22 protein-coding genes are annotated in these 21599 nt (G+C 63.1%); 10 read left to right on the top strand and 12 right to left on the bottom strand.

Annotated features, from left to right (window positions below):
* Positions 1-7 precede the first annotated feature (7 nt).
* Positions 8-958, top strand: a complete 951-nt coding sequence (locus tag NGM99_RS16830) for a 2-hydroxyacid dehydrogenase (RefSeq protein ID WP_252821040.1) — start codon at positions 8-10, stop codon at positions 956-958.
* Positions 959-962: 4 nt separating this feature from the next.
* Here NGM99_RS16830 and NGM99_RS16825 read toward each other — a convergent pair whose 3' ends face one another.
* Genes NGM99_RS16825 through NGM99_RS16815 form a run of 3 tightly spaced genes read right to left on the bottom strand, consistent with a single transcriptional unit; the run spans position 963 to position 3585 of the window.
* Positions 963-1811 (bottom strand): C40 family peptidase, encoded by an 849-nt coding sequence (locus tag NGM99_RS16825; protein WP_252821039.1) that lies wholly within the window; start codon positions 1809-1811, stop codon positions 963-965.
* Entirely contained in the window at positions 1811-2173 is a 363-nt protein-coding gene (locus tag NGM99_RS16820; protein WP_252821037.1) for a MarR family winged helix-turn-helix transcriptional regulator, read from the bottom strand. The genes NGM99_RS16825 and NGM99_RS16820 overlap by 1 nt, the downstream gene beginning before the upstream one ends.
* A gap of 38 nt (positions 2174-2211) precedes the next feature.
* Complete coding sequence (locus NGM99_RS16815; RefSeq protein ID WP_252821035.1) at positions 2212-3585, bottom strand: leucyl aminopeptidase family protein; 1374 nt, start codon at positions 3583-3585, stop codon at positions 2212-2214.
* Between the two features lie 120 nt (positions 3586-3705).
* On the opposite strand from NGM99_RS16815, the gene NGM99_RS16810 reads away from it, so the two are divergent.
* Positions 3706-4521 (top strand): tetratricopeptide repeat protein, encoded by an 816-nt coding sequence (locus NGM99_RS16810; protein ID WP_252821033.1) that lies wholly within the window; start codon positions 3706-3708, stop codon positions 4519-4521.
* Positions 4522-4594: 73 nt separating this feature from the next.
* Here the strand turns inward: NGM99_RS16810 and NGM99_RS16805 are convergent, their stop codons facing one another.
* From NGM99_RS16805 to NGM99_RS16765, 9 genes are all read right to left on the bottom strand, one after another.
* Positions 4595-5590 carry a type II secretion system F family protein gene (locus NGM99_RS16805; protein WP_252821031.1) on the bottom strand — a complete coding sequence of 332 codons (996 nt, stop codon included), beginning with the start codon at positions 5588-5590 and terminating at the stop codon, positions 4595-4597.
* Between the two features lie 3 nt (positions 5591-5593).
* Complete coding sequence (locus tag NGM99_RS16800; RefSeq protein WP_252821030.1) at positions 5594-6601, bottom strand: type II secretion system F family protein; 1008 nt, start codon at positions 6599-6601, stop codon at positions 5594-5596.
* A gap of 15 nt (positions 6602-6616) precedes the next feature.
* Positions 6617-8095, bottom strand: coding sequence for a TadA family conjugal transfer-associated ATPase (locus tag NGM99_RS16795; protein ID WP_252821028.1), 1479 nt, complete (start codon positions 8093-8095; stop codon positions 6617-6619).
* Positions 8096-8170: 75 nt separating this feature from the next.
* Positions 8171-9451, bottom strand: coding sequence for a CpaE/TadZ family protein (locus tag NGM99_RS16790; RefSeq protein ID WP_252821026.1), 1281 nt, complete (start codon positions 9449-9451; stop codon positions 8171-8173).
* A gap of 18 nt (positions 9452-9469) precedes the next feature.
* Complete coding sequence (locus NGM99_RS16785; RefSeq protein ID WP_252821024.1) at positions 9470-10168, bottom strand: CpaD family pilus assembly protein; 699 nt, start codon at positions 10166-10168, stop codon at positions 9470-9472.
* Between the two features lie 17 nt (positions 10169-10185).
* Positions 10186-11694, bottom strand: a complete 1509-nt coding sequence (locus NGM99_RS16780) for a type II and III secretion system protein family protein (protein ID WP_252821538.1) — start codon at positions 11692-11694, stop codon at positions 10186-10188.
* A gap of 50 nt (positions 11695-11744) precedes the next feature.
* The gene (gene cpaB / locus NGM99_RS16775; RefSeq protein WP_252821022.1) at positions 11745-12566 is read right to left on the bottom strand and encodes a Flp pilus assembly protein CpaB; all 822 of its coding nucleotides are present in this window, start codon (positions 12564-12566) and stop codon (positions 11745-11747) included.
* 150 nt (positions 12567-12716) lie between these two features.
* Complete coding sequence (locus NGM99_RS16770; RefSeq protein ID WP_289852529.1) at positions 12717-13238, bottom strand: A24 family peptidase; 522 nt, start codon at positions 13236-13238, stop codon at positions 12717-12719.
* 112 nt (positions 13239-13350) lie between these two features.
* A complete protein-coding gene (locus NGM99_RS16765; protein WP_252821018.1) occupies positions 13351-13551 on the bottom strand; it encodes a Flp family type IVb pilin in 201 nt (66 codons plus the stop codon).
* Positions 13552-13833: 282 nt separating this feature from the next.
* Between NGM99_RS16765 and NGM99_RS16760 the strand changes: the two genes are divergently transcribed.
* The 8 genes from NGM99_RS16760 to dnaN all read left to right on the top strand — a co-directional run bounded on the left by NGM99_RS16760 (position 13834) and on the right by dnaN (position 21599).
* Complete coding sequence (locus NGM99_RS16760) at positions 13834-14262, top strand: pilus assembly protein N-terminal domain-containing protein (RefSeq protein WP_252821016.1); 429 nt, start codon at positions 13834-13836, stop codon at positions 14260-14262.
* Between the two features lie 90 nt (positions 14263-14352).
* Positions 14353-14955, top strand: coding sequence for a TadE/TadG family type IV pilus assembly protein (locus NGM99_RS16755; protein ID WP_252821014.1), 603 nt, complete (start codon positions 14353-14355; stop codon positions 14953-14955).
* Positions 14948-15571, top strand: a complete 624-nt coding sequence (locus NGM99_RS16750; protein WP_252821012.1) for a TadE/TadG family type IV pilus assembly protein — start codon at positions 14948-14950, stop codon at positions 15569-15571. Before NGM99_RS16755 ends, NGM99_RS16750 begins: the two co-directional genes overlap by 8 nt.
* 75 nt (positions 15572-15646) lie before the next feature.
* The gene (locus NGM99_RS16745; RefSeq protein WP_252821009.1) at positions 15647-16858 is read left to right on the top strand and encodes a phosphopentomutase; all 1212 of its coding nucleotides are present in this window, start codon (positions 15647-15649) and stop codon (positions 16856-16858) included.
* The gene (mutM, locus tag NGM99_RS16740; protein ID WP_252821007.1) at positions 16851-17741 is read left to right on the top strand and encodes a bifunctional DNA-formamidopyrimidine glycosylase/DNA-(apurinic or apyrimidinic site) lyase; all 891 of its coding nucleotides are present in this window, start codon (positions 16851-16853) and stop codon (positions 17739-17741) included. Before NGM99_RS16745 ends, mutM begins: the two co-directional genes overlap by 8 nt.
* Positions 17742-17888: 147 nt before the next feature.
* Positions 17889-18152 carry a 30S ribosomal protein S20 gene (gene rpsT, locus NGM99_RS16735; RefSeq protein WP_252821005.1) on the top strand — a complete coding sequence of 88 codons (264 nt, stop codon included), beginning with the start codon at positions 17889-17891 and terminating at the stop codon, positions 18150-18152.
* Positions 18153-18818: 666 nt separating this feature from the next.
* The gene (dnaA, locus tag NGM99_RS16730) at positions 18819-20297 is read left to right on the top strand and encodes a chromosomal replication initiator protein DnaA (protein WP_252821003.1); all 1479 of its coding nucleotides are present in this window, start codon (positions 18819-18821) and stop codon (positions 20295-20297) included.
* Between the two features lie 180 nt (positions 20298-20477).
* Positions 20478-21599, top strand: a complete 1122-nt coding sequence (dnaN, locus tag NGM99_RS16725; protein WP_252821001.1) for a DNA polymerase III subunit beta — start codon at positions 20478-20480, stop codon at positions 21597-21599.

The raw sequence follows: 21599 nt of genomic DNA, 5'->3' as shown, positions 1-21599 counted from the left end.
TTCAAGCATGGCAGACAGCGACGCATCGCGCGTTCTTCTTTCCGTTTCAGGCTTCAGCCCCCGCCGCTGGCACGAACTGCTGAGCGCTGGCCGCGAGGTGGTGATGGATGCGGACGGCTCGGCCGATCCGAGCGTGGCCTATGCGGTGGTCTGGAAACATCCGCATGGCGCGCTCAGAAACCTGCCGAACCTGCGTGGCATCTTTTCGATCGGCGCCGGCGTCGACCACATCATGGCCGACCCCGATTTGCCGGATGTGCCGGTGGTGCGCGTGGTCGATCCGAATCTCACCCAGCACATGGTGGAATATGTCGTCTGGCGCGTGCTCGACCATCACCGCCAGGGCGCGCTTTACCGCGCGCAGCAGGGGCGGAAGGTGTGGCACGAGGTGGGGCAGCGCACGGCCGGCGATGTTTCGGTCGGCATCATGGGGCTCGGACAGCTAGGCCGCGCGGCGGCCGAGGCCCTGAACGGGCTCGGCTTCACCGTGAACGGCTGGAGCCGCACGCCGCGCGAGGTGGCGAATGTTCACACCTATTCCGGCGAAAGCGGCCTCGTGCCCTTTCTCAACGCCACCGATATCCTCACCGTGCTCCTGCCGCTGACACCGACGACGCAGGGCATCATCGACTATGCGCTGCTGAAGGAACTGCGCCGCCGCAACGCGCTGGGCGGGGCCGTGCTGATCAACGCCGGGCGCGGCCAGTTGCAGCGCGACGCCGACATCCTGCGCGCGCTCGACGACAATACGCTCAAGGAAGCGAGCCTCGACGTGTTCGAGCAGGAACCGCTGCCGGCCGACAGCCCGCTCTGGCTTCACCCGCGCCTCATCATCACCCCGCACGCGGCTGCGACATCGGACCCCAACCATCTCGTCGGGCCGATGCTGGAAGGCATGGAGCAGTTGGATCGCGGCGAGATGCCGGAGAATGTGGTGGACCGATCCGCCGGCTATTGAGCCTTCAGGGTCGGCGATAGACGGTCGGCTGCCCATAAAGGTAGCCGATGCGCTCGACCGCGTCCCGGAGAGGTTCGAGCGCCACGTCCATGGTGTGGCCGTTGGCGTGGATCAGCGTTTCCGCGTCGCGCATGATGCCGACATGACTGCGCCAGAAGACGAGATCGCCGCGACGAAGATCGGCTCCGTCGACAGTCTCGCCGACGCTTCCTGCCTGCATATCCGTGTCGCGCAGCACTGTGCGGCCGGCCATGCGAAGCGAAAGCTGCACCAAGCCTGAGCAGTCGATGCCGAAGCCGCTGGCGCCGCCCCAGAGATAGGGCGTACCGAGCAGCCGTTCGGCGATCGCGACGAAATCCTGTTCGGTGGCATCGATCTCACGAAGATGTACGGCCATGGCCCATTCGCCGGTGTCGAGCCGCCCATAGCGCGAGCCACGCGTCTCAGTCCAATCGGTGACCACCAGTTCGGAGCCGAGCGAGAGCGTGCCGGTCCGCGGCAGTTTCATGTCCGGGCCGGGATAGAGAAACGTGCGGGCAGCGGAAACGATGTGCGTCGGCCTATCGGCTGGCGCGCCGAGGGCTTCGCTCGACAGATAACCGACATAGCCGTCCCGCTCGGCCTGCACCCAAGCCCAGTCCTCGTGACTGTCGAAGACCTGGACGATCGTACCGAAGATCAGTTGTGTGTCGAGCCCTGCATCATGACGCGGTTCGTGCTTGAGGTCTGCGACGGGTACGATCACGCGTGCTGCACGGCCTTCGACGAAGCGCTTGGCCTCGACATGGCCCTTCAGGCGAGCGTCAGCGAGGTCGGGGCGGAACGCGTTCAGGCGTTTGTCGAGCGCTGCCATCAGCCGTGCCCGATCGTCGGCAGTTCGGCGGCACGCGCAATGATGGCATCGCCGAACCGCTCCACGAAGAGCGCGCCCTTCACCGTGCGGCGCACCAGAACGTTGCGGCGGTCCGCCTCGTCGCGGCGGCGGGCGACCAGACCCAGCGTGCCCATGGCGTCGAGCGCGCGGGTTATCACCGGCTTGGTCACGCCCAATTGGGCGGCCAGACCCCGCACCGTATGCGGCGGCGGGTCGAGATAAACGGAAAGCAGGATCGCGGCTTGGCGCATGGACAGATCGGGCATGTTCGCGCGCACTTCCGTGAGCGCGACCTGCTGCCACAGGCGCAAGGCCTGAGAAGGGCGAAGGGCGACCGTCATAACTGCACTATTTCGCTCAAAACGGTTGCCGATCCCTTTCAATCACGCGCGTATCGCTGGGATAGGAGGCGTTCGAGCGCCCGGATCGCCTGTGCCTCGCCGCCTGTCGGGCAGGACGGCTTGTCGGACGGGCTCCAGGCGAAGATGTCGAAATGCGCCCAGGTCTTCGCTTTCTCCACGAAGCGCTGGAGAAAAAGTGCGGCGGTGATCGAGCCGGCAAAACCATCCGTGGTGACGTTGTTGGTGTCGGCCACCTTTGACGAAAGCTTGGCCGCATAAGGCTTCCAGAGCGGCATGCGCCAAAGCGGGTCCTCGACGGCCACGGCTGCCTCCGCCAGTTCCGAGGCGAACGCATCGTCGTCGGTGTAGAAAGGCGGCAGGTCGGGGCCGAGTGCCACGCGGGCCGCCCCCGTCAGCGTCGCCATGTCGATCAGGAGTTCCGGCTCTTCCTCATCGGCGAGCGCCAACGCATCAGCCAGCACGAGGCGGCCCTCGGCGTCCGTGTTGCCGATTTCGACCGTGATGCCCTTTCGGCTCGGCAGAATGTCGCTCGGGCGGAAGGCATTGGCGGAGATCGAGTTCTCGACGGCCGGAACGAGCACGCGCAGGCGCACGGGCAGCTTGGAGGCCATGATCATCGAGGCCAAGCCCAGAACATTGGCAGCACCGCCCATGTCCTTCTTCATCAAAAGCATGCCGCTCGCGGGCTTGATGTCGAGCCCGCCGGTGTCGAAGCACACGCCCTTGCCGACCAGCGTCACGCGCGGGTGGCCTTCCTCGCCCCAACGCAGATCGATGAGGCGGGGCGCGATGGCGGATGCACGGCCCACCGCATGGATCATCGGGAAATTGGCGTCGAGAAGCGCGTCGCCGAGGGTCGTTTCGACCGTTGCACCGTGCTTGGCGGCCAGACCGCGCACGGCCTCTTCGAGCTTGTCCGGTCCCATGTCGGAGGTCGGCGTGTTGACGAGATCCCGCACAAGCGCCACGCCATCCGCGACCCGTGCGACCCAGGCGGCATCGGCTCCCTCGGGTAGCACCCAGCGTAGGGCCTCGCCTGGCTTCTTGCCGTAGCGCGTGAAGCGGTAGCCGCCAAGCACGAGCCCCAGTGCTGCAAGCGCGGGATCAAGCGGGCTTTGAGCGAACCGCCAGTCGCCTTGCGGAAGACCGCGCGCGAGCACGCCCCAATCGAGCGACGCCCCCTCGCCTTCCGGGCCGGTGCCGAACAGCGCACCGGCAATTTTGCCGTCCTGGCTCGGCAGCACCAGCACCTCGCCGCTTTTGCCGGAGAAGCGGTTCGCGTTCGCCCAGCCGAGTGCCTGGTCATCGAGACCGGCATTTTCCAGGCCACCTTGGTTCACGGCGTGAACGGGCCGCGCTTGTTCGAGCGCTGAAACGATTACAACGGGCATGGGAAGCCTTCCGGGCCTGCGATGTTAACCAGTCATTAGGGTTAACCAAATATTTCAGTGAGAGGAAAGGCGGCCCGAGAAAAGCTGGCGCGAAGCCACGGGCCGAGGGGATTTTCGGCCATGCATTTCGCCCACGGTTCGCTCGGCAAACGCCTTGTGCGCGTCGCACTTCTCGGTGCGCTCGCGGCCGGCACCGCTGCCTGCGCCAGCAAGCCCTTCACCACCGGCTCCGTTTCGCGCGGGCATGCCGACATGGCCCGCATGTCGGGCCCGCAGCTCGACGGCGCGACGGCCTCGCTCGGTGATGCCTATGCGAAGGATCCGAAGAACCGGGATACGGCGCTTTCCTACGCCAACGCGCTGCAGATGGACGGCAAGACCGATCAGGCGCTCGCCGTGATGCGCCGCACGGCCATCGGCTATCCGAAGGACCGCACGGTTCTGGCGGCCTACGGCAAGGCGCTGGCCGGTGCGGGCCAACTCGAGCCCGCGCTCGATGCCGTGCGCCGCGCCCAGACGCCCGAATATCCCGACTGGAAGCTTTTGTCGGCCGAAGGCGCCATTCTCGACCAGATGGGCAAGCCGCAGGATGCGCGCGAATCCTATCGCAAGGCGCTCGACATCAAGCCGAACGAGCCCTCGGTGCTCAGCAATCTCGGTATGTCCTATCTGCTCGAAGGTGATCTGCGCTCGGCTGAAACCTATTTGCGACCGGCATCCCAGGCACCCGGCGCCGACAGCCGCGTGCGCCAGAACCTGGCACTCGTGGTCGGCCTTCAGGGCCGCTTCGATGAGGCGGAGGCCATCGCACGCAACGAGATGTCGCCCGATCAGGCCAATGCCAACGTGGCCTATCTCCGCGCCATGCTCGCCCAGCAGAACGCCTACAAGGACATCGCACGCGAGCAGAAGAAGGCGGTCGCGAACCAGGGCTGAGGCGTTGGTCGAACCCGCTGCCTCTGCTGGCTTTATCTGAAGGCGAAGCGAACGGGCTCCGCCTCAGGACGCTTTAATTCCCGCCGAAGATGCCGCCTTGGCTGAGCTGAATGCCGGCCGGGCCCAGAATGATGCCGAACAGCACCGGCAGGAAGAAAAGGATCATCGGCACGGTGAGCTTGGGCGGCAGGGCTGCGGCCTTTTTCTCGGCCGCATTCATCCGCATCTCACGGCTTTCGGCGGCCAGCACGCGGAGCGCGTGCGCGACGGGCGTGCCGTAGCGCTCAGCCTGAACCAGGGCTTGCGTGACCGAGCGAACCGATTCCAGTCCGGTGCGCAGTGCGAGGTTCTCGTAGGCCTGCTTGCGCTCCTGCAGGAAGGAGAGTTCGGCGTTGGTCAAGACGAACTCTTCCGCGAGATCGACCGACTGCGCGCCGATCTCTTCAGCCACCTTGCGGAATGCCGCTTCCACCGACATGCCGGATTCGACGCAGATCAGCATCAGATCGAGCGCATCCGGCCACGCCTTCTGGATCGACGCCTTGCGCTTGCCCGCGACATTGTTGACGTAGATCACGGGCAGATAGAAGCCCGCATAGGCCATCAGCACGCAAACGAAGAACTTTACGAAAGGCGGCTTGTCGGGAATGCCGCCGAGCACGAAAATATAGAACAGCCCGAGCGCCAGACCGACGAATGGCAGGATGAGGCGAAAGAACAGAAAGCGCGTCAGCGGGTTCTGGCCGCGATAGCCCGCCATACGCAGCTTGGCGACGGTGTTCTCGTCAGCCAGGGCATTACGCAGGTCGAAGCGCTCGACGATCGAGCGCATCTTGTGCGACTCCTGCTCGCGCAGGCCCTTGCGGCGTCCCGCCTCGGTCGCCAATCGCGCGCGCTGCTTGGCGCGCAATTCCTCGCGCTCCAGTGCCACCGAGCGCATGCGAAGCTTCAATGAATTGCCGCTGAGCGAGGGCAGCGCGGTGAAGATCGTGGCGAAGACCGCAATGGCAGTCAGCGCCGCGATGAGGAACGAGGGGTCGAAGACGGCGCGTGTGACGGTATCGATCACGGTCTAAACCTCGAAGCTCATCATCTTCTTCATCACGAAAATGCCGATCGACATCCACACGCCGGATACGGCGAGGATCAGATGGCCCGTGCTCGTGGTGAAAAGCGGCATGATGTAAGTGGGGCTCGACAGGTAGACGAGCGTGGCCACGATGAAGGGCAGCGCGCCGATAATGGCGGCGGATGCTTTGGCTTCCATGGAGAGCGCCTGGACCTTGGCCTTCATCTTCTTGCGGTCGCGCAAGACACGGCTCAGGTTTCCGATGGCTTCCGACAGGTTGCCGCCCGCCTGGGCCTGGATCTGGATCACGATGCCGAAAAAGCCCGCTTCGGGGCACGGCATGGTTTCGGGCATGCGCATGCAGGCTTCGGGGATGGAAAGGCCGACCTGCTGCCCTTCCACGATGCGCTTGAACTCGGCGCGCACCGGCTCCTGGCTTTCGCTGGCGATCAGGCGGATCGCATCGTTGAGCGGCAGGCCGGATTTCACCGCACGTACGATCACGTCGAGCGCGTTCGGGAACTCATTGAGAAACGCCTTCACCCGCCGCCCCCGACGGAAAGCCACGAACCAGCGCGGCAGGCCGACCGCACCCGCGGCCAGAACGCCGGGCAGCGCCCAAAGCGGCGCGCCGGCGACCAGTGCCAGAAGCGTGAGGATCACCCCACACACCACCGAGTAGATCGTGAAGCGCTCCATGCTCGTCGTCATGCCGGCCTGCTTGATCTGGATGCGCAGCGGCGGCTTGCGCGTGCTCTTGTCGCGTTCCTTCTGCTTGTCGCTCAAATCCTTGAGCGAATCCTGGATCGACTTGCGACGCTTGGTCAGTTCCGACGCACGGTCGCGCGACGCCTTCTTGGCAGCGCGGTCGTTGTCGACCTGCTTCACCGTTTCGAGGCGCTTGCCGACATTCTTCTCGGTTTCGATCCGGTTGAAGAGAAGCGCATAAGCGAGCCCGCCGGCACTGACGGCGGCGAGGAGCGCGATAAGAAGGGAACTGTCGAGGATCATCGCGCGCGCTTGCCCCTAGTTCCGCTGCTTTTCCATGGCTTCGAGTGCTGCGGCGAGCCGCGCTTCCTCACCATAGTAGCGCGCACGATCCCAGAAATGCGGGCGGCCGATGCCGGTCGAGACATGTTCGCCGATCAGCCGGCCCGACGCGTCCTCGCCCTTGATGTTGTAGAGCACCAGATCCTGCGTGATGATCACGTCGCCCTCCATACCGATCACCTCGGTGATGTGGGTGATGCGGCGCGAACCGTCGCGCAGGCGGGCGGCCTGGATGATGACGTCGACCGAACCGACGATGATCTCGCGCACGGTCTTCTGCGGAAGTGAGAAGCCGCCCATGGCGATCATCGATTCCATGCGGTTGAGGCATTCGCGTGGGGAATTGGAGTGGATCGTACCCATCGAGCCGTCATGGCCGGTGTTCATGGCCTGCAAAAGATCGAACACTTCCGAACCACGCACCTCGCCGACGATGATGCGCTCGGGGCGCATGCGCAGACAGTTCTTGACCAGATCACGCATGGTCACCTGCCCCTCGCCTTCGAGGTTTGGCGGGCGCGTTTCGAGGCGCACCACATGCGGCTGCTGGAGCTGAAGTTCGGCCGAGTCCTCGCAGGTGATCACACGCTCGTCGCGGTCCACATAATTGGTCAAGCAATTGAGCAGCGTCGTCTTGCCCGAACCCGTGCCGCCCGAGATGATGGTGTTGCAGCGCACGCGGCCAATGATCTTGAGCACCTCCGCGCCTTCCGGCGAGATCGCGCCGAACTTGACCAGCTGGTCGAGGGTCAGCTTGTCCTTCTTGAACTTGCGGATGGTGAGAGCGGTGCCATCGATGGCGAGCGGCGGGGCGATGACGTTGACGCGAGAGCCGTCGGGCAGGCGCGCGTCGCAGATCGGCGAGGCTTCATCGACGCGGCGACCGACCTGGGACACGATGCGCTGGCAGATGTTGAGGAGCTGCTGGTTGTCGCGGAAGCGGATCGGCGTCAGTTCGACCTTGCCGTCCACTTCGATGAAGACGCTTCTCGCGCCGTTGACCATGATGTCGGCAATGTCGTCGCGCGCCAGAAGCGGCTCGAGCGGGCCGTAGCCCAGCACGTCGTTGCAGATATCCTCGAGCAGCTCTTCCTGCTCGGCGATCGACATCGCGAAATTCTTGATCGCGATGATGTCGTTGACGATGTCGCGGATTTCCTCGCGCGCAGCTTCCGCGTCGAGCTTGGAAAGCTGGGAAAGATCGATCGTGTCGATGAGCGCCGAAAAGACCTGTGCCTTGGTCTCGTAGTAGCTGTCGTTGCGCTCGCGCGCGGGCGCTTTGCGCTGGGGGGCCAGCGGCGGCGTCTCGGCTACGACACGACGCGGAGGGGCCTCCGCCGCACGCGGCGCGGCTTGCGTTTCAACCACGCGCGGCGCAACGGCAGCCACCGCCGCGGGCGGTTTGAACTCGGGCGCAGCCGGTCTCGTATCTTCGGTTCCGCGTCTTCCGAACATTCTCGTCTAACCCCTACGCTTCACCCGCCCCCCGCCTCGCAAATTAGCCGAGGGCTGTTAGGGAAGCTTTACGCCCTATTTCTTGGCGAGCTTCAGCCGGTTGATCAGCTTTGAGATGCCGGCACCTTTGCGCGCCTTCACCTCGGCGCGGCCGGTGAGCACATGGGCCATATGGCTCATCGTCCCGACAATGGGGCTCTTGGCATCCATCTCACCCAGCATCCGCCCATTGTTCGCAGCATTCCCGAAAAGCTGTGGCTCGAACGGAATGACGGCGAGCACTTCGAGGCCGAGCGGCTCCACAAAATCCGCGGTCGCGATTTCGGGCCGCTTCGGCATGCCGACCTGATTGAGCACGAGATGCGGCGGCTTGTCGTTGGGACGCAGCTTGCGCAGCATGTCCACGAGGTTCTTCGTGTTGCGCAGATTGGCGAGTTCCGGCGTCGCGGTGATCACCACCTCATCGGCGGACGACAGCGTCGCACGCGTCCAGCTCGTCCAGGCATGCGGCACGTCGAGCACGAGAAGCGGTGCGGAGCGCTGCGCGGTCTCGATGATCCCCTTGAACGCGTCGCCGTCGAAATCATAGGTGCGGTCGAGCGTCGAAGGCGCGGCCAGAAGCGAGAGCCGCTCGGCGCATTGAGCGAGCAGGCGGTCGAGATAGACCTCGTCCACGCGCTCGGGCGCAAAGACCGCCTCGGCGATGCCTTGGGCCGGATCCTGGTCGAAATTGATGTTGGCGGTGCCGAAGGCCAAATCCATGTCGGCTACCATCACCTCGGAGGTGAACAGCGTGGACATCGACCAGGCGATGTTATGCGCGATCGTGGAGGACCCCACGCCGCCCTTGGCGCCGATGAATGCCACCGAGCGGCCGATCGGATCGGCTTCCGGATCGACGAAGATCGCGCTGATGACGCCGACGATGTCGGCCATCGAGATCGGCGCCACCATATATTCGGATACGCCCGAGCGGATCAGCTCGCGATAAAGCCCCACATCGTTGTGGTGGCCGATCACCACGACCTTGGATGTCGGGTCACAGAATTCGGCCAGTTGCCCGAGTTGCGAGACGAGCTCGCCGGGCGTCGCGCGCGATTCCAGGACGATCAGGTTCGGCGTCGGTGCCGATGAATAGAACTCGATTGCCGTCGGGATGCCGCCCATGTGGATCTTCACATGGGTCTTGTTCATGCGCCGGTCTTCGCTCGCGCGCTGAAGCGGATTGGCGACCGCTTCCGTTTCGCAGAAGGCCTGAATCGAAACGCGTGGCACGGGCCGCAGGCTTTGCAGCGTGGAGAGATCGGCAACGACGGGATCGATGTCGTCGAGGGAAGCGAGGGCGAGATTGCTCATCAGAGTGTGCCCTGGTGATTAGAAGTTGATATCGACTTCGGAACTGCCGGTCAGTTCGCCCGAAATCTCGCGCTTGCGATAGGCTTCGATGACCTCGGAACGGTTCTCCGCATCGATCTCGCTCGGCTGGCGCGGTCCGAGCAGGTCGGCGGGATTGGCGACCTGCATGGCGAGGTTGTTCTGCGAGGCGCAGCCGAAATTCGCGTAGTGCTTGTTTTCGAGATTGCTGTTGAGATCGGCCGGCCAGCGCCCGCATTTTTCGACGCCCGCGCGCATCGCGGCATAAACGATGCGGATCGGCGGCGCGGAGTCGGCTGAAGGCGCGCTGTAGGACGTCACCGCGATGCGGCCCGGCGGCACGCCACGCTTCTGCGCGCGATAGCCCAGTTCACGTGCGGCTTGCGCTGCCGCCACGTGGTTGAGGCCGCCGGCTGGTGCCATGACGGTCAGCACGGGCGCGGACTTGCGGTCGTAATTCGCGATGAACCCGTCGAAGCGCACGCGCTGGACATCCGTCATGCCGTGCTCGGAGGCACCGACCGGCAGGTCGAGGACCTGATCGCGCTCCTTGATGACGATCGGGTGATTGGTGCGGTAGTCGTCGGGGATGGAGCCTACCACCACGCTGTCACGATTGGTTTCGCAACCCGCGAGAAGCCCAAGCGAAACAAGCGCCGCGCCCTGGATCAGGCGGGCAAGGATTGCACGGGAAGTCATCGGAAGCCCTGCCCTTCTCACTTGTAGATGAAGCCGACGACGCCGTGATAGCGGCCGTTGGGCTTGTCGGTTTTCATGGTTCCGTAGACGCGATTGACGCGACCGAGGAAGTTTCCGGCGCCGTCGCTGGGCGGTGTGAAATTGTCGTCCGGGCGGTTGAGCTCGGCACGCGCAACGGGCTTGACGAGGTATGGTGTGACGATCACGACCAGTTCGGTCTCGTTGCGGACGAAATCGCGTGAACGGAAGAGCGTGCCGAGAACCGGGATTTTCGACAGTCCAGGTAGCCCGCCTATCGTCTGCTTGACCTCGTCACGCACAAGGCCTGCGATCATCATCGAACCACCTGAAGGCAGTTCGACCGTGGTGTCAGCAAGGCGCTTTCGCAATGATGGCCCGATCGGACCGCTGCCGGCGGCAGAAGGAGCTTCGGTCGTTGGCTCTGACACCGAAGTTCTCACCTTGAGGCTGATGCGGCCGGGAGATAGAACGACCGGCATGAATTCCAGACCGATGCCGTATTCGATCTGCTGATATTGAAGGCCACCCGGATCGACCACACCATTTTCATCGCGTGTCGGCGGCTGAACCTCTCGAAGGATATTGTACTCGCCGCCCACCTTGAACGTGGCCTTCTCCCCAGAGACCGCCGTCAATGTGGGCTCAGCAAGTGTTTTCATGACGCCAGACTGCTCCATGGCGCGGAGCGAAGCTTGAACACGGTCCCCAATCAGGTTGGCTCCCGTGGCTGAAGCCAGCGGCGCCGTGAAACCACCGGGGATGCCCGTCAGTGCCGTCGCGCTGATGCCATCGATGGAGCCTTGTGCGATCAGGTTCACACCCAGCTGCTTCATCACCGACCGCGAAACCTCGGCCACCGTGACCTTGAGCGTCACCTGATCCTCGCCCACGATCTGGATCAGGTTGATGATCGAGCTCGACTGGCGCTCTTCGTCCGGATTGTTGATGGCAACGCCATTGTCGCCCGAACCGCCGGATGCGGTCTGCGAATATTGGCCCGTGGTCGCTTCACCACCCTTCACGAAAGCCTGGGCCAGCTGCATCGCGCGCTTGGAATCAAGTGGCGTCTCGACGGTGCCCGTCAGCACCACGTTGTCGTTGATCAGCTCGACCTTGATGTTCGAACCGGGCAGGAAGCGCGCGATATAGGTTTCGAGGCCGGCGACGTCGCGCTCCACCTCGATATCGTAATAGGCGATCTGTTCCCCGTTCGGGCCGAACACGATCACATTGGTCTGGCCGACCTGTTTGCCGAAAAGGTAGATGCGCCGTGCGGTACGCGTGACGGCATCGGCAACGGAGGGGTTTGCGACCAGCACATCATAGGCGTCGGCTGGCAGGTCGAGCACCAGCGACTTGTTGAGGCCGATCTTGGTGCGCTTCTCGAGACCCGCATAGGCCGGTGCATAATCGGAGCGAAGACCGAGTTCGCCGCCAGCGAAAGCCGTGGCCGGCGAAAGAAGCATCGTCGCTGCAAGGGTGACCTGGAGCGAACGGCGTAGCATGAGAGTAACCGGCGAGGTGTGGGAATGGCTGCGGGCGGGAGAAGCAGGGCTCACTTGCGTGCTCCTTCTTCGGTCATCACGCCGGCCTTCACCAGCCGCACGGTGCCACGTCGGCCGGCACCCGTGACGAGGTAGTCGGCTTCTTCGGTGATCTTTTCCTGGCTGTCGCTGACCGAGCGGAGCGCCAGCGTCAGCCGTTCCGCCATCTGGTGGGCGACCGTAATGATTTCCGCCTGCTGCGGGGTCAGTTCGAGCGTTGCCGTCTGTCCGACGCGCGTTCGCTTACCTTCCTCATCCTCCTGAATGGCCTGGTCGATCGCGAGAACCTTGACGTTCTTGAGCACTGTTTCCGTGATGAAACCGTCGCCGGTCGTGCCGCCCGCGCCTGCCGGGGCTCTACGCGTCATGATGACGTCCACGTAGTCATTGGGGAGGATAAAGCCGCCGGCGGATGTGTCCGCGGCGATCTGCGTCGCGACCGCACGCTTGCCGGCCGGCAGAAGGGCTGACAGAAAGCTCTGGCCCTCCCCGATCAGCTTGGCCTTGCGCAGTGGCTCACCCTGGTAGAGCGGAACGCGGGCGACCGCGTTCTTCAACGTCTCTTCGGCTTCTGGATCGTCGGATTTGGTGATGAAGCCGGTGGCTATGCCCTCGGTCGGCCAGCTTTTCCAGGCAATCTGCCCACCGAGCGGTGCGCCCATCGGCACGTCGGCCGAAAGCACCAGAACTTCGGAAAGCTGGATTTGCGGCTGCTGTGGCGCCTGCTCGGCCATGACCGCCGGCTCAGCGGCCGACATATTCTTGGCCACATAACCAGCGCCGCCGGCTGCGGCAGCAGCCACGCCGAGAATGATGATGCGCGAAGCGGGCATCGGAATATCACCTTGCGAATTCGAGCGATCCGCAACAGGTGAAATTCCCCACTCCCCCTCGCGGTCATGGACAAAGATGCGAGGGAAACGTCAAGACATGGTTAACGCAACGCTACCGGGCGCGGTTAATTTAACCTTTATGGCGAGTATTCAGCCATTGACCGAGCCCAGTGCCCATCGCACGAGATCGCTTTCAGTACAGGTAAGCAGGCCCGCCGCGCCCAGCGCGATGCCGTAGGGGATGCCGATCTTCTTGTCCACGAGATGCGGAAGGAAACGTCCGGCGCCGTTCAAAATGAATTTCGGCGACACGCGCAGCAGCAGGATCGACAGGGTCAGCAGGCCGCCGAGCACGGAGGCCACCAGAACATATTCCATGAGTGCGGGGCCGAGCCCCATCCACAAAGCTGTCGCCGACATCAATTTGGCGTCGCCGCCGCCCATGGCACCGAGTGCAAAAAGCCCGAAAGTTATCAGCAGAACCAAGAGACCGGCTGCACAGTGCAGGGCATAGCTCTGCCATTCCATGCCTGCCAGCGGTGCGATCACCGCGAATGAAACGATCAGGACCATCGAGACGCGGTTGCGGATTGTCATGGATAGCAGGTCTGTCACGGCAGCTGATACCATGCACACAGCAAATACGAGGATTGTCAGAACCGGCAGTACCATTGGGTTTCCCATTCGCTTGAGGCGCTTCGGCCCTCTTCAAGCAAAAGGCCGCCCCTTTTCGGAGCGGCCCGAGATTTGGACGGACAATTTCCGTCCAGTCATTGCAGGGCGATTACTTCGCCGCGCCGCCGCCAGTCGTAGCGCTTGCACCGCCAACGGTCGTGGCGATCGAGTCGAACTTCTTGTTGAGCGTATTACCCAGCGAACCGGCGCCGACGATGATGGCAACGCCGATCAGGGCGGCGATCAGGCCGTATTCGATGGCGGTTGCGCCGGACTCGTCTTTCTTGAAACGTGCGAAAAGCTTAACCATGCGAGAGCTCCTGTCTCCAGTTGTTGCAGCAGTTTCCGTCGAAGTTTCTTTTGTTTCGATCGGATGAGCACACACTAGAAAAGAGCTGTTGCGATCGGCTTAAAAAAGACCCTTACCGATTCATTGAATAGTTCCGGCGTTTTGCAGGGTTAATTCCTGGTACCCGGCCAAGAGCGGTCAATCCTTCGGTACGAACTATGCGCGGGAAGCGTTTAACCGCGAATTCACCATTCTCGGTCACAGTGCATTCATCACGCTTCTCGCCTCTGTTCCAGGACCGTCATGGCGCGCCTCGTTTCCTTCAGTCATCTGGCGATCAAGGTCGCGCTCTGCCTGGCTGCCGTCTCGACGGTCGCGCGTGCCGAGGGCACGATCCCCGTTTCTTTGAACCAGGCCAAGCTTCTCAAGCTTTCGCGCGCGGCCGATACGATCGTGATCGGCAATCCGGCCATTGCGGACGCCTCCGTGCAGGATGCGAAGACTCTGGTTCTCACGGGCAAGGGCTTCGGCATCACCAATGTCGTGGTGCTCGATGCGGATGGCGGCACGATCATGGAGCAGGAAGTGGTGGTCTCGCGTGACGACCAGCGCTCCGTGCGCGTTTATCGCCGTGCCAGCGTCCAGACGCTGTCCTGCACGCCCTATTGCGAAAGCTCCTACAAGGGCGAAGCCGAACGCGCTTCCGAGAGCGAGATGAGCGCCAGCCAATAGGTTCGGCATTGGTGAACGCGGACCTACCGTCAGACCACCAAATCCTCAAAAGGCGCGAACCAGTTCTAAACTCCTCCCATGCAACAAAGGGTGGGAGAGTTCGAGTTTCGCTTGAGGGTTGGCGAACACATGACGGGGGCACACCAAGTTGAGCGAGGAAGCCGCGGCGGCCGATGGCCGCTGTCGCGCTTCCTCAAAAGCCGCGATGGCGCCACCGCGCTCGAATTCGCGTTGCTTGTCATCCCCTTCTCGCTGCTCACCTTCGCCGTGCTGGAGAGCTGCATCTCCTTTGCAGGCCAACAGGTGCTGGCCAATGCGACGGACGACATCGCCCGAGACATCCGCACCGGTCAGTTCAGGAAGGTCGAGATCACACCCGCAGAAATTCAGAGACGGCTCTGCGCCAAGATCAGCATCATGGTGGCATCCGGATGCCCTGGCCTGACGTTCGACCTTCAGCAATATGCAACCTTCAAAGATGCGTCTGATGTGCGGATCGAGTTCGAAGGGCGGACGAATGTAAAGACCAAGGGGGTAACTGCGGCGGGCCCGTCCACCATCAACATGCTGCGGGTTTTCTACAAGTGGCCCATCATCACGGACTTCCTGCGCAAGTCGATGTCCAACTTCGACGACAACACCATCCTGCAATTCGCCAGCGTCACATGGCAGAACGAGCCCTTCGATGAATAAGCGCGGGACGATCGCCCAAGGCGGAAAATCGGCATGGCAACGCTTCTTTCATGACCGGCGCGGCGTCGCGGCCGTCGAGTTCGCCATTTTGGTGCCCGTGCTCTTCTGCATGTACTTTCTCACCATGGAAGCGGGACAGGCAATCGAGACGGACAAGAAGATCGGCCGTGTCGGCTCGATGGTGGCGGATCTCATCACGCAGCAGCAGTCCGGCAAGCCGATGACCAAAGAGGACCTGACGGCGATCATGCGGATCGGCACGGCCATCGTGCAGCCCTATAACCGCTCAAACCCCGAGGTCATCGTGACGGCCATCCAAATGAGCGACTCCGACACACCCGAGGCAAAGATCGCTTGGTCCGGCCAATTGGTGAAAGACCAGTATTCCCGGCCCTACGCGGCTGAGACAAAGGTGACCGTTCCGGAAAAACTGCTGACGCGAAACGGCTTTCTCATCAAGGTCGAGGCCAAGCTCGGCTATAAGCCGGTGATCGCGTGGTCGGCCAGCGAACAGAAGACACTGGGCTTTTTGTCGGCCTTCAACGAACTGAACATGAGCGAAACCTACTTCCTCCGCCCGCGCCAGACGAACGTGATCGCCTGCTCGAACTGCTGAAACACCTGCGTTGTCAAACGGCGCGCCCGAACTTATCTGAGGGCAGTTCTCCGCAGAGGTTCACCCTTCTCCCTCATGGCGCGTGCCTTTTTGTTTGTTCTCGATTCCTTTGGGATCGGCGGCGCGCCCGATGCCGCGGATTTCGGCGATTCCGGTGCCGATACGCTGGGGCACATCGCGCGCTTCTGCGAAGAGGCGCGGGAGCAAGCGCTGAGCCTGCCCCATATGGCGGCACTCGGCCTTGGCGTTTCGGCGGCGCTCGCATCGGCACATCGACTGTTCCCGGCCTCGGCACTTTTGCCCCATAGCTTTCATGGCGCGGCCACCGAAATCTCCAAAGGCAAGGACACGCCTTCCGGACATTGGGAGATTGCCGGCCTCCCCGTTCCGTTCGACTGGGGCTACTTCCCGCAAACGGTTCCGGCCTTTCCTGCCTCGCTGATCGAGGCGCTCATCGACGAGGCCGCTCTTCCCGGCATTCTCGGTGATTGCCACGCTTCGGGCACCGAAATCATCGCCCGCCTCGGCGCCGAGCATATGGAGACGGGCAAGCCCATTCTTTATACTTCGGCCGACTCCGTTCTCCAGATCGCGGCCCATGAGGAGAGCTTCGGCCTCCAACGGCTTTACGATCTCTGCGGCATCGCACGGCACTTGGTCGACCCGCTCAATATCGGCCGCGTGATCGCGCGGCCCTTCGTGGGTGACGCGGCAAGCGGTTTCGTGCGCACCGGCAACCGGCGCGATCTGGCCGTGCCGCCACCCGAACCGACACTCCTCGACCGCATCGAGGCGGCAGGCGGTAGAGTCTTCGCCATCGGCAAGATCGGCGACATCTTCGCACAAAAGGGTATCACGGTCTCGCGCAAGGCGTCGGGCAACGATGCCGTCTGGGACGAAGCGTTGCGCGCGATGAATGAGGCGGAAGATGGCGATCTGGTTTTCGCGAACTTCGTCGATTTCGACATGATCTTCGGCCACCGCCGTGACGCAGGCGGCTATGCGGCGGCGCTCGAAGCGTTCGACAGGCGGCTGCCGGAAGCCTTTGCCGTGCTGAAACCCGGCGACATGCTGATCCTGACCGCCGACCATGGCTGCGACCCGACCTGGAAAGGCACGGATCACACGCGCGAACGCGTGCCGATCCTGGGCCTTGCGCCCGGCCTGAGGGGAGGCTCGGTGGGTTTGCGTTCTTGTTTCAGCGATATCGGCGAGACGGTGGCCGAGCATCTGGGAATCGCTCCCGGCCCATACGGGCGTTCGTTCCTTGGAGAAATCCGTGCCTGAATTGCCGGAAGTCGAAACCGTCCGGCGTGGTCTCGAGCCGACCATGGAAGGCGCGAAGGTCCTCAAGGTCGAGACGCGACGCGCGAATCTGCGCTTTCCCTTTCCCGAGCGCTTCGCCGAGACGCTTGAAGGCAGAACCATCGTCAGCCTCGGCCGGCGCGCGAAATATCTGCTTCTTTATCTCGACCAAGGTCCGCCGCTGATCTGCCATCTCGGCATGTCGGGCGCGTTTCGCGTGCAGACGGAAGACGAAAGCCTGACGCCGGGGCTCTTCCACCATCCGCGCTCCAAGCTCGAGGCGCATGACCACGTCGTCTTCCACCTGCTCTGCCGCGATGACGTTACCCGCCGCGTGATCTTCAACGACCCGCGCCGCTTCGGCTTCATGCTGTTCGCGACCGAAGTGCCCGCCATCCATCCGATGCTGGATGGCTTGGGCGTCGAGCCGACCGGCAACGCGCTCGATGGCGCGATGCTGGCCACCCTTTTCAAGGGCAAGCAGACCCCATTGAAGGCCGCCCTTCTCGACCAGACGCTGATCGCGGGCCTCGGCAATATCTACGTCTCCGAAGCGCTCTGGCGCGCGGGCCTCTCGCCGAGGCGCGCAGCTGGTACCATCGCGCCTGCCAAGGGACAGTCATCGCTGCGTGCCGACCGGCTGGCCACCGCCGTGCGCTCGGTGATTGCGGACGCCATCGAGGCGGGCGGTTCCTCCCTGCGCGATTACCGGCAAGCCGATGGCAGCGAGGGCAATTTCCAGCACCGCTTCAGCGTTTACGACCGTGAGGGCGAGCCCTGCCCCAAGCCCACATGCCGGGGTGTGATCACCCGCATCGTGCAAAGCGGGCGCTCGACCTTCTATTGCCCGGTTTGCCAACGCTGACCGGTGTAGCGATAATCGCAACGGCGTTGACGAAATCACATCGCTAGCTTATAGGCAGGCCCAAGTTCGAGGCGGCCTTGGTGCCGCCGCGCTTGTTTTTATCGGCTGGGCTTTCCCGGCTTGTTCAGAGAGACACGGGAAACCAAGATGGCCAATACGACGTCGGCCCAAAAGGCCACGCGCAAGATCGCCCGCCGCACGGCAGTCAACAAGAACCGCCGCTCGCGCATCCGCACTTTCATCCGCAAGGTCGAGGAAGCGCTGCTCACCGGCGACAAGTCGGCAGCAGCAGCAGCCCTGACCGCTGCACAGCCCGAGCTGATGCGCGCTGCTTCCAAGGGCGTGCTTCACCGCAACACCGCTTCGCGCAAGATTTCGCGTCTGGCGCACCGGGTGAAGACCCTCGCCTGATCTGCGATTAACATTTTTAAATCGAAAAAGCCCGGCCATCGTGCCGGGCTTTTTCGTTAACGCTGCTCGATTTCGCCCAAAGAATCTTCGTTAGCCTACTTGCCTTTCGCCACGTGAGTCTTATCCGCCAACCCCTTCCCCAGAGTCAGAAAATATCGCTCTGAATCAACAGGTTAGTCGGGGTGCGGCAGAGTCTTGTTGGAATCGGGGCGAGTCTTGGTCGCAGGGCATTGAGTCAAGCGAAAGAATCTTCGGCGGCGATCAATGGTTAACAACTCGCCTGGACTCGCCGAAAGAGTCTTGATTCACAACGATTTTGCGTTGCCGGCTCATCAAGACTCTTGGCGCGAGATTAGTGTTTGGACGCAATTGTCTAAAATTGTCTTAATGCTGGTCTTGATCTGTCCACAGGCATTTTCGTAGGTTCACTCCATCGAGAGGGAAGGCGGAGGGCCTTCCGAACCAGGACATCGGCAACACTGCACGGCGCGGGTCGAGTTTTCCGCGAACGGGCTTGGTTTGCTCTCGAGTGTAACTGGAAAGCCCGGAGGGCGCGACGGTGGTGTTTGCCACCGAACGCCTTCGGCTTGCCGAAAATCGAGGCGGCGATCTTCCGGGCGGGGTGGCCCGAAGAAAGCCGCGAGTGAGTAGAGTACGGGGACGAAAATGACTGCGAACGCGATCGAGATGAATGGTGCGGAACCGGTTTTCGAAAAGGTGAAGGCGCAGCTCAAGGCGCGCCTGGGCCAGGAAGTCTATTCAAGCTGGTTCGGCCGCATGAAGCTCGATGAGGCGACCCGTTCGGTCGTCCGCATCTCGGTGCCGACTGCCTTCCTGCGCTCGTGGATCAACAGCCACTATCTCGACATGATCACCGAGCTCTGGAAGAAAGAAGAGCCGAGCCTGCTCCGCGTCGAGATCGCCGTGCGCTCCGCCACCCGCCTGCCCCAGACGCCGGTCACGGATAACCCCGTCTCGATCGACACCCGCCGTCCCGCCGCCCGCATCGCTTCCGCTGCCGCCCCCGTGGTCGAACGCGCAGCGGCACAGTCTCGCGCCACCGCCCAGCCTGCCAATGAGAACGACCTGCGCCAGAGCGGCGTGCTCGGCTCGCCGCTCGACAGCCGCTACACCTTCGACACCTTCGTGGAAGGTCCGTCCAACCGCGTGGCCTTTGCCGCGGCCCGTGCCGTGGCCGAGCAGGCCCCGAACGCCGTGCGCTTCAACCCGCTCTTCCTTCACGCCAGCGTGGGTCTGGGCAAGACGCACCTGCTTCAGGCCATCGCCGCCCATGCGCTCACTGAAAACCCGCGTGCCCGCGTCGTTTATCTCACTGCCGAATATTTCATGTGGCGCTTCGCCACCGCGATCCGCGACAACAATGCGCTCAGCCTCAAGGAGCAGCTGCGCGACATCGATCTTTTGATCATCGACGACATGCAGTTCCTGCAGGGCAAGTCGATCCAGAACGAGTTCTGCCACCTTCTCAACATGCTGCTCGACAGCGCCAAGCAGGTTGTCGTCGCCGCCGACCGTCCGCCCTCAGAGCTGGAATCGCTCGAGCCTCGCGTCCGCTCGCGCCTCAATGGCGGTGTCGCACTCGAAATGTCGGTGCCCGACTACGCGATGCGCCTGTCCATGCTCAAGACGCGCCTCCAACAGGCCCAGGCGACCGACGCCACCGTCGATGTCTCGGAAGATGTGCTCGCCCATGTCGCCCGCACCGTCACGGGAAGCGGACGCGAACTCGAGGGGGCCTTCAACCAGATCCTGTTCCGCCGCACCTTCGAGCCGCAGATCACGGTCGATCGCATCGACGAGATCCTTGGCCACATCTACCGCTCGGGCGAGCCCAAGCGCGTGCGCATTGAGGATATCCAGCGCGTGGTCGCCCGCCACTACAACGTGTCGAAGACCGAACTGCTCTCGAACCGCCGCACCCGCACGGTCGTCAAGCCGCGCCAGGTGGCGATGTATCTCGCCAAGATCATGACGCCGCGCTCGCTGCCCGAGATCGGCCGTCGCTTCGGTGGCCGCGACCACACCACGGTGCTCCATGCGGTGCGCAAGATCGAGGGCCTCGCCGGCACCGACGGCACGCTGGCGCAGGAGATCGAGCTGCTCCGCCGCCTGATCAGCGACTGAAAACCGGGCATCACGCTCAAAAGGCGCGCGTTTCATGACGCGCGCCTTTCGTCGCCCTTGCAATCGGGTAGCAACTACTGGCATTTTGCCGGTCCCTCAGTTCCCAAGAGCGGATGAGCCGAGACGCGCGCAAACCCCGTTGCAGCGCGCAAGGCCCCGCTCCCACCAGCGAGTTCCGTCATGCGCGTCGTGCTTGAACGCTCCAACCTTCTCAAGGCCCTGAACCACGTGCATCGCGTGGTCGAACGCCGCAACACGATCCCGATCCTGTCCAACGTGCTGCTCGAAGCCAAGGGCGGCGGCGTGGACATGAAGGCGACCGATCTCGACCTTGAAATCACCGAGGCGACGCTTGCCCGCGTCGATCAGCCGGGCGCGACCACCGTGCCGGCGCATCTCCTCTACGACATCGTGCGCAAGCTGCCCGATGGCGCGGAAGTCATGCTGAAGCTCGACGAGGACGGCAATGCGATGACGGTCGTCGCCGGCCGCTCGTCCTTCCGCCTCCAGTGCCTGCCGCAGTCAGATTTCCCCGAACTCTCCGCCGGCTCCTTCTCGCATTCCTTCTCCATCGACGGTCCCTCGCTAAAGGGCCTGATCGACAAGACGCAGTTCGCGATCTCGACGGAAGAAACGCGCTACTACCTCAACGGCATCTTCTTTCACGCCATCGAATCGGACGGCAAGCTGAAGCTGCGCGCAGTCGCGACCGACGGTCACCGTCTGGCGCGCGCCGAAGTGGAAGCCCCTTCGGGTGCTGAAGGCATGCCGGGCATCATCATTCCGCGCAAGACGGTCGGCGAGTTGCAGAAGCTGCTCGATGGCGACGCCGAGCAGACGGTAGGTGTCGAGCTTTCCGAAACCAAGATCCGCTTCACCATCGGCGGCATCGTGCTGACCTCGAAGCTGATCGATGGCACCTTCCCCGACTACCAGCGCGTGATCCCGACCCAGAACGACAAGCAACTCGTGATCGACCGCCAGTCCTTCGCGCAGGCCGTGGACCGCGTGTCCACGATCTCGTCGGAGCGCGGTCGTGCGGTGAAGCTTTCCATCAATGACGGCCAGCTGGTGCTCGCGGTGAACAATCCCGACTCCGGCTCGGCGACCGAAGAGCTCGCGGCCGACTACTCGGCGGAGCCCATCGAGATCGGCTTCAATGCCCGCTATCTGCTCGACGTCGCCGGCCAGCTTTCGGGCTCGGAGGCGCGCTTCATGCTGGCCGATGCGGGCTCGCCCACGCTGATCCACGACCAGAGCGACGACCAGGCGCTTTACGTGCTGATGCCGATGCGCGTTTAG

It is taken from the genome of Mesorhizobium liriopis, assembly GCF_024053505.1.
GTDB lineage: Bacteria > Pseudomonadota > Alphaproteobacteria > Rhizobiales > Rhizobiaceae > Mesorhizobium_B > Mesorhizobium_B liriopis.
Note: the sequence above shows the minus strand (reverse complement) of the source record. Positions and strands in the feature narration are given on the sequence as shown.

Coding starts and splice junctions, on each gene's coding strand:
- NGM99_RS16780 (WP_252821538.1), bottom strand. CDS start 11,694: ATGCTACGCCGTTCGCTCCAGGTCACCCTTGCAGCGACGATGCTTCTT.
- NGM99_RS16745 (WP_252821009.1), top strand. CDS start 15,647: ATGGCGCGTGCCTTTTTGTTTGTTCTCGATTCCTTTGGGATCGGCGGC.
- NGM99_RS16810 (WP_252821033.1), top strand. CDS start 3,706: ATGCATTTCGCCCACGGTTCGCTCGGCAAACGCCTTGTGCGCGTCGCA.
- NGM99_RS16815 (WP_252821035.1), bottom strand. CDS start 3,585: ATGCCCGTTGTAATCGTTTCAGCGCTCGAACAAGCGCGGCCCGTTCAC.
- rpsT (WP_252821005.1), top strand. CDS start 17,889: ATGGCCAATACGACGTCGGCCCAAAAGGCCACGCGCAAGATCGCCCGC.
- NGM99_RS16825 (WP_252821039.1), bottom strand. CDS start 1,811: ATGGCAGCGCTCGACAAACGCCTGAACGCGTTCCGCCCCGACCTCGCT.
- NGM99_RS16795 (WP_252821028.1), bottom strand. CDS start 8,095: ATGTTCGGAAGACGCGGAACCGAAGATACGAGACCGGCTGCGCCCGAG.
- dnaA (WP_252821003.1), top strand. CDS start 18,819: ATGACTGCGAACGCGATCGAGATGAATGGTGCGGAACCGGTTTTCGAA.
- cpaB (WP_252821022.1), bottom strand. CDS start 12,566: ATGCCCGCTTCGCGCATCATCATTCTCGGCGTGGCTGCTGCCGCAGCC.
- NGM99_RS16760 (WP_252821016.1), top strand. CDS start 13,834: ATGGCGCGCCTCGTTTCCTTCAGTCATCTGGCGATCAAGGTCGCGCTC.
- NGM99_RS16800 (WP_252821030.1), bottom strand. CDS start 6,601: ATGATCCTCGACAGTTCCCTTCTTATCGCGCTCCTCGCCGCCGTCAGT.
- NGM99_RS16770 (WP_289852529.1), bottom strand. CDS start 13,238: ATGGTACTGCCGGTTCTGACAATCCTCGTATTTGCTGTGTGCATGGTA.
- NGM99_RS16785 (WP_252821024.1), bottom strand. CDS start 10,168: ATGACTTCCCGTGCAATCCTTGCCCGCCTGATCCAGGGCGCGGCGCTT.
- NGM99_RS16765 (WP_252821018.1), bottom strand. CDS start 13,551: ATGGTTAAGCTTTTCGCACGTTTCAAGAAAGACGAGTCCGGCGCAACC.
- dnaN (WP_252821001.1), top strand. CDS start 20,478: ATGCGCGTCGTGCTTGAACGCTCCAACCTTCTCAAGGCCCTGAACCAC.
- NGM99_RS16820 (WP_252821037.1), bottom strand. CDS start 2,173: ATGACGGTCGCCCTTCGCCCTTCTCAGGCCTTGCGCCTGTGGCAGCAG.
- NGM99_RS16750 (WP_252821012.1), top strand. CDS start 14,948: ATGAATAAGCGCGGGACGATCGCCCAAGGCGGAAAATCGGCATGGCAA.
- NGM99_RS16830 (WP_252821040.1), top strand. CDS start 8: ATGGCAGACAGCGACGCATCGCGCGTTCTTCTTTCCGTTTCAGGCTTC.
- NGM99_RS16790 (WP_252821026.1), bottom strand. CDS start 9,451: ATGAGCAATCTCGCCCTCGCTTCCCTCGACGACATCGATCCCGTCGTT.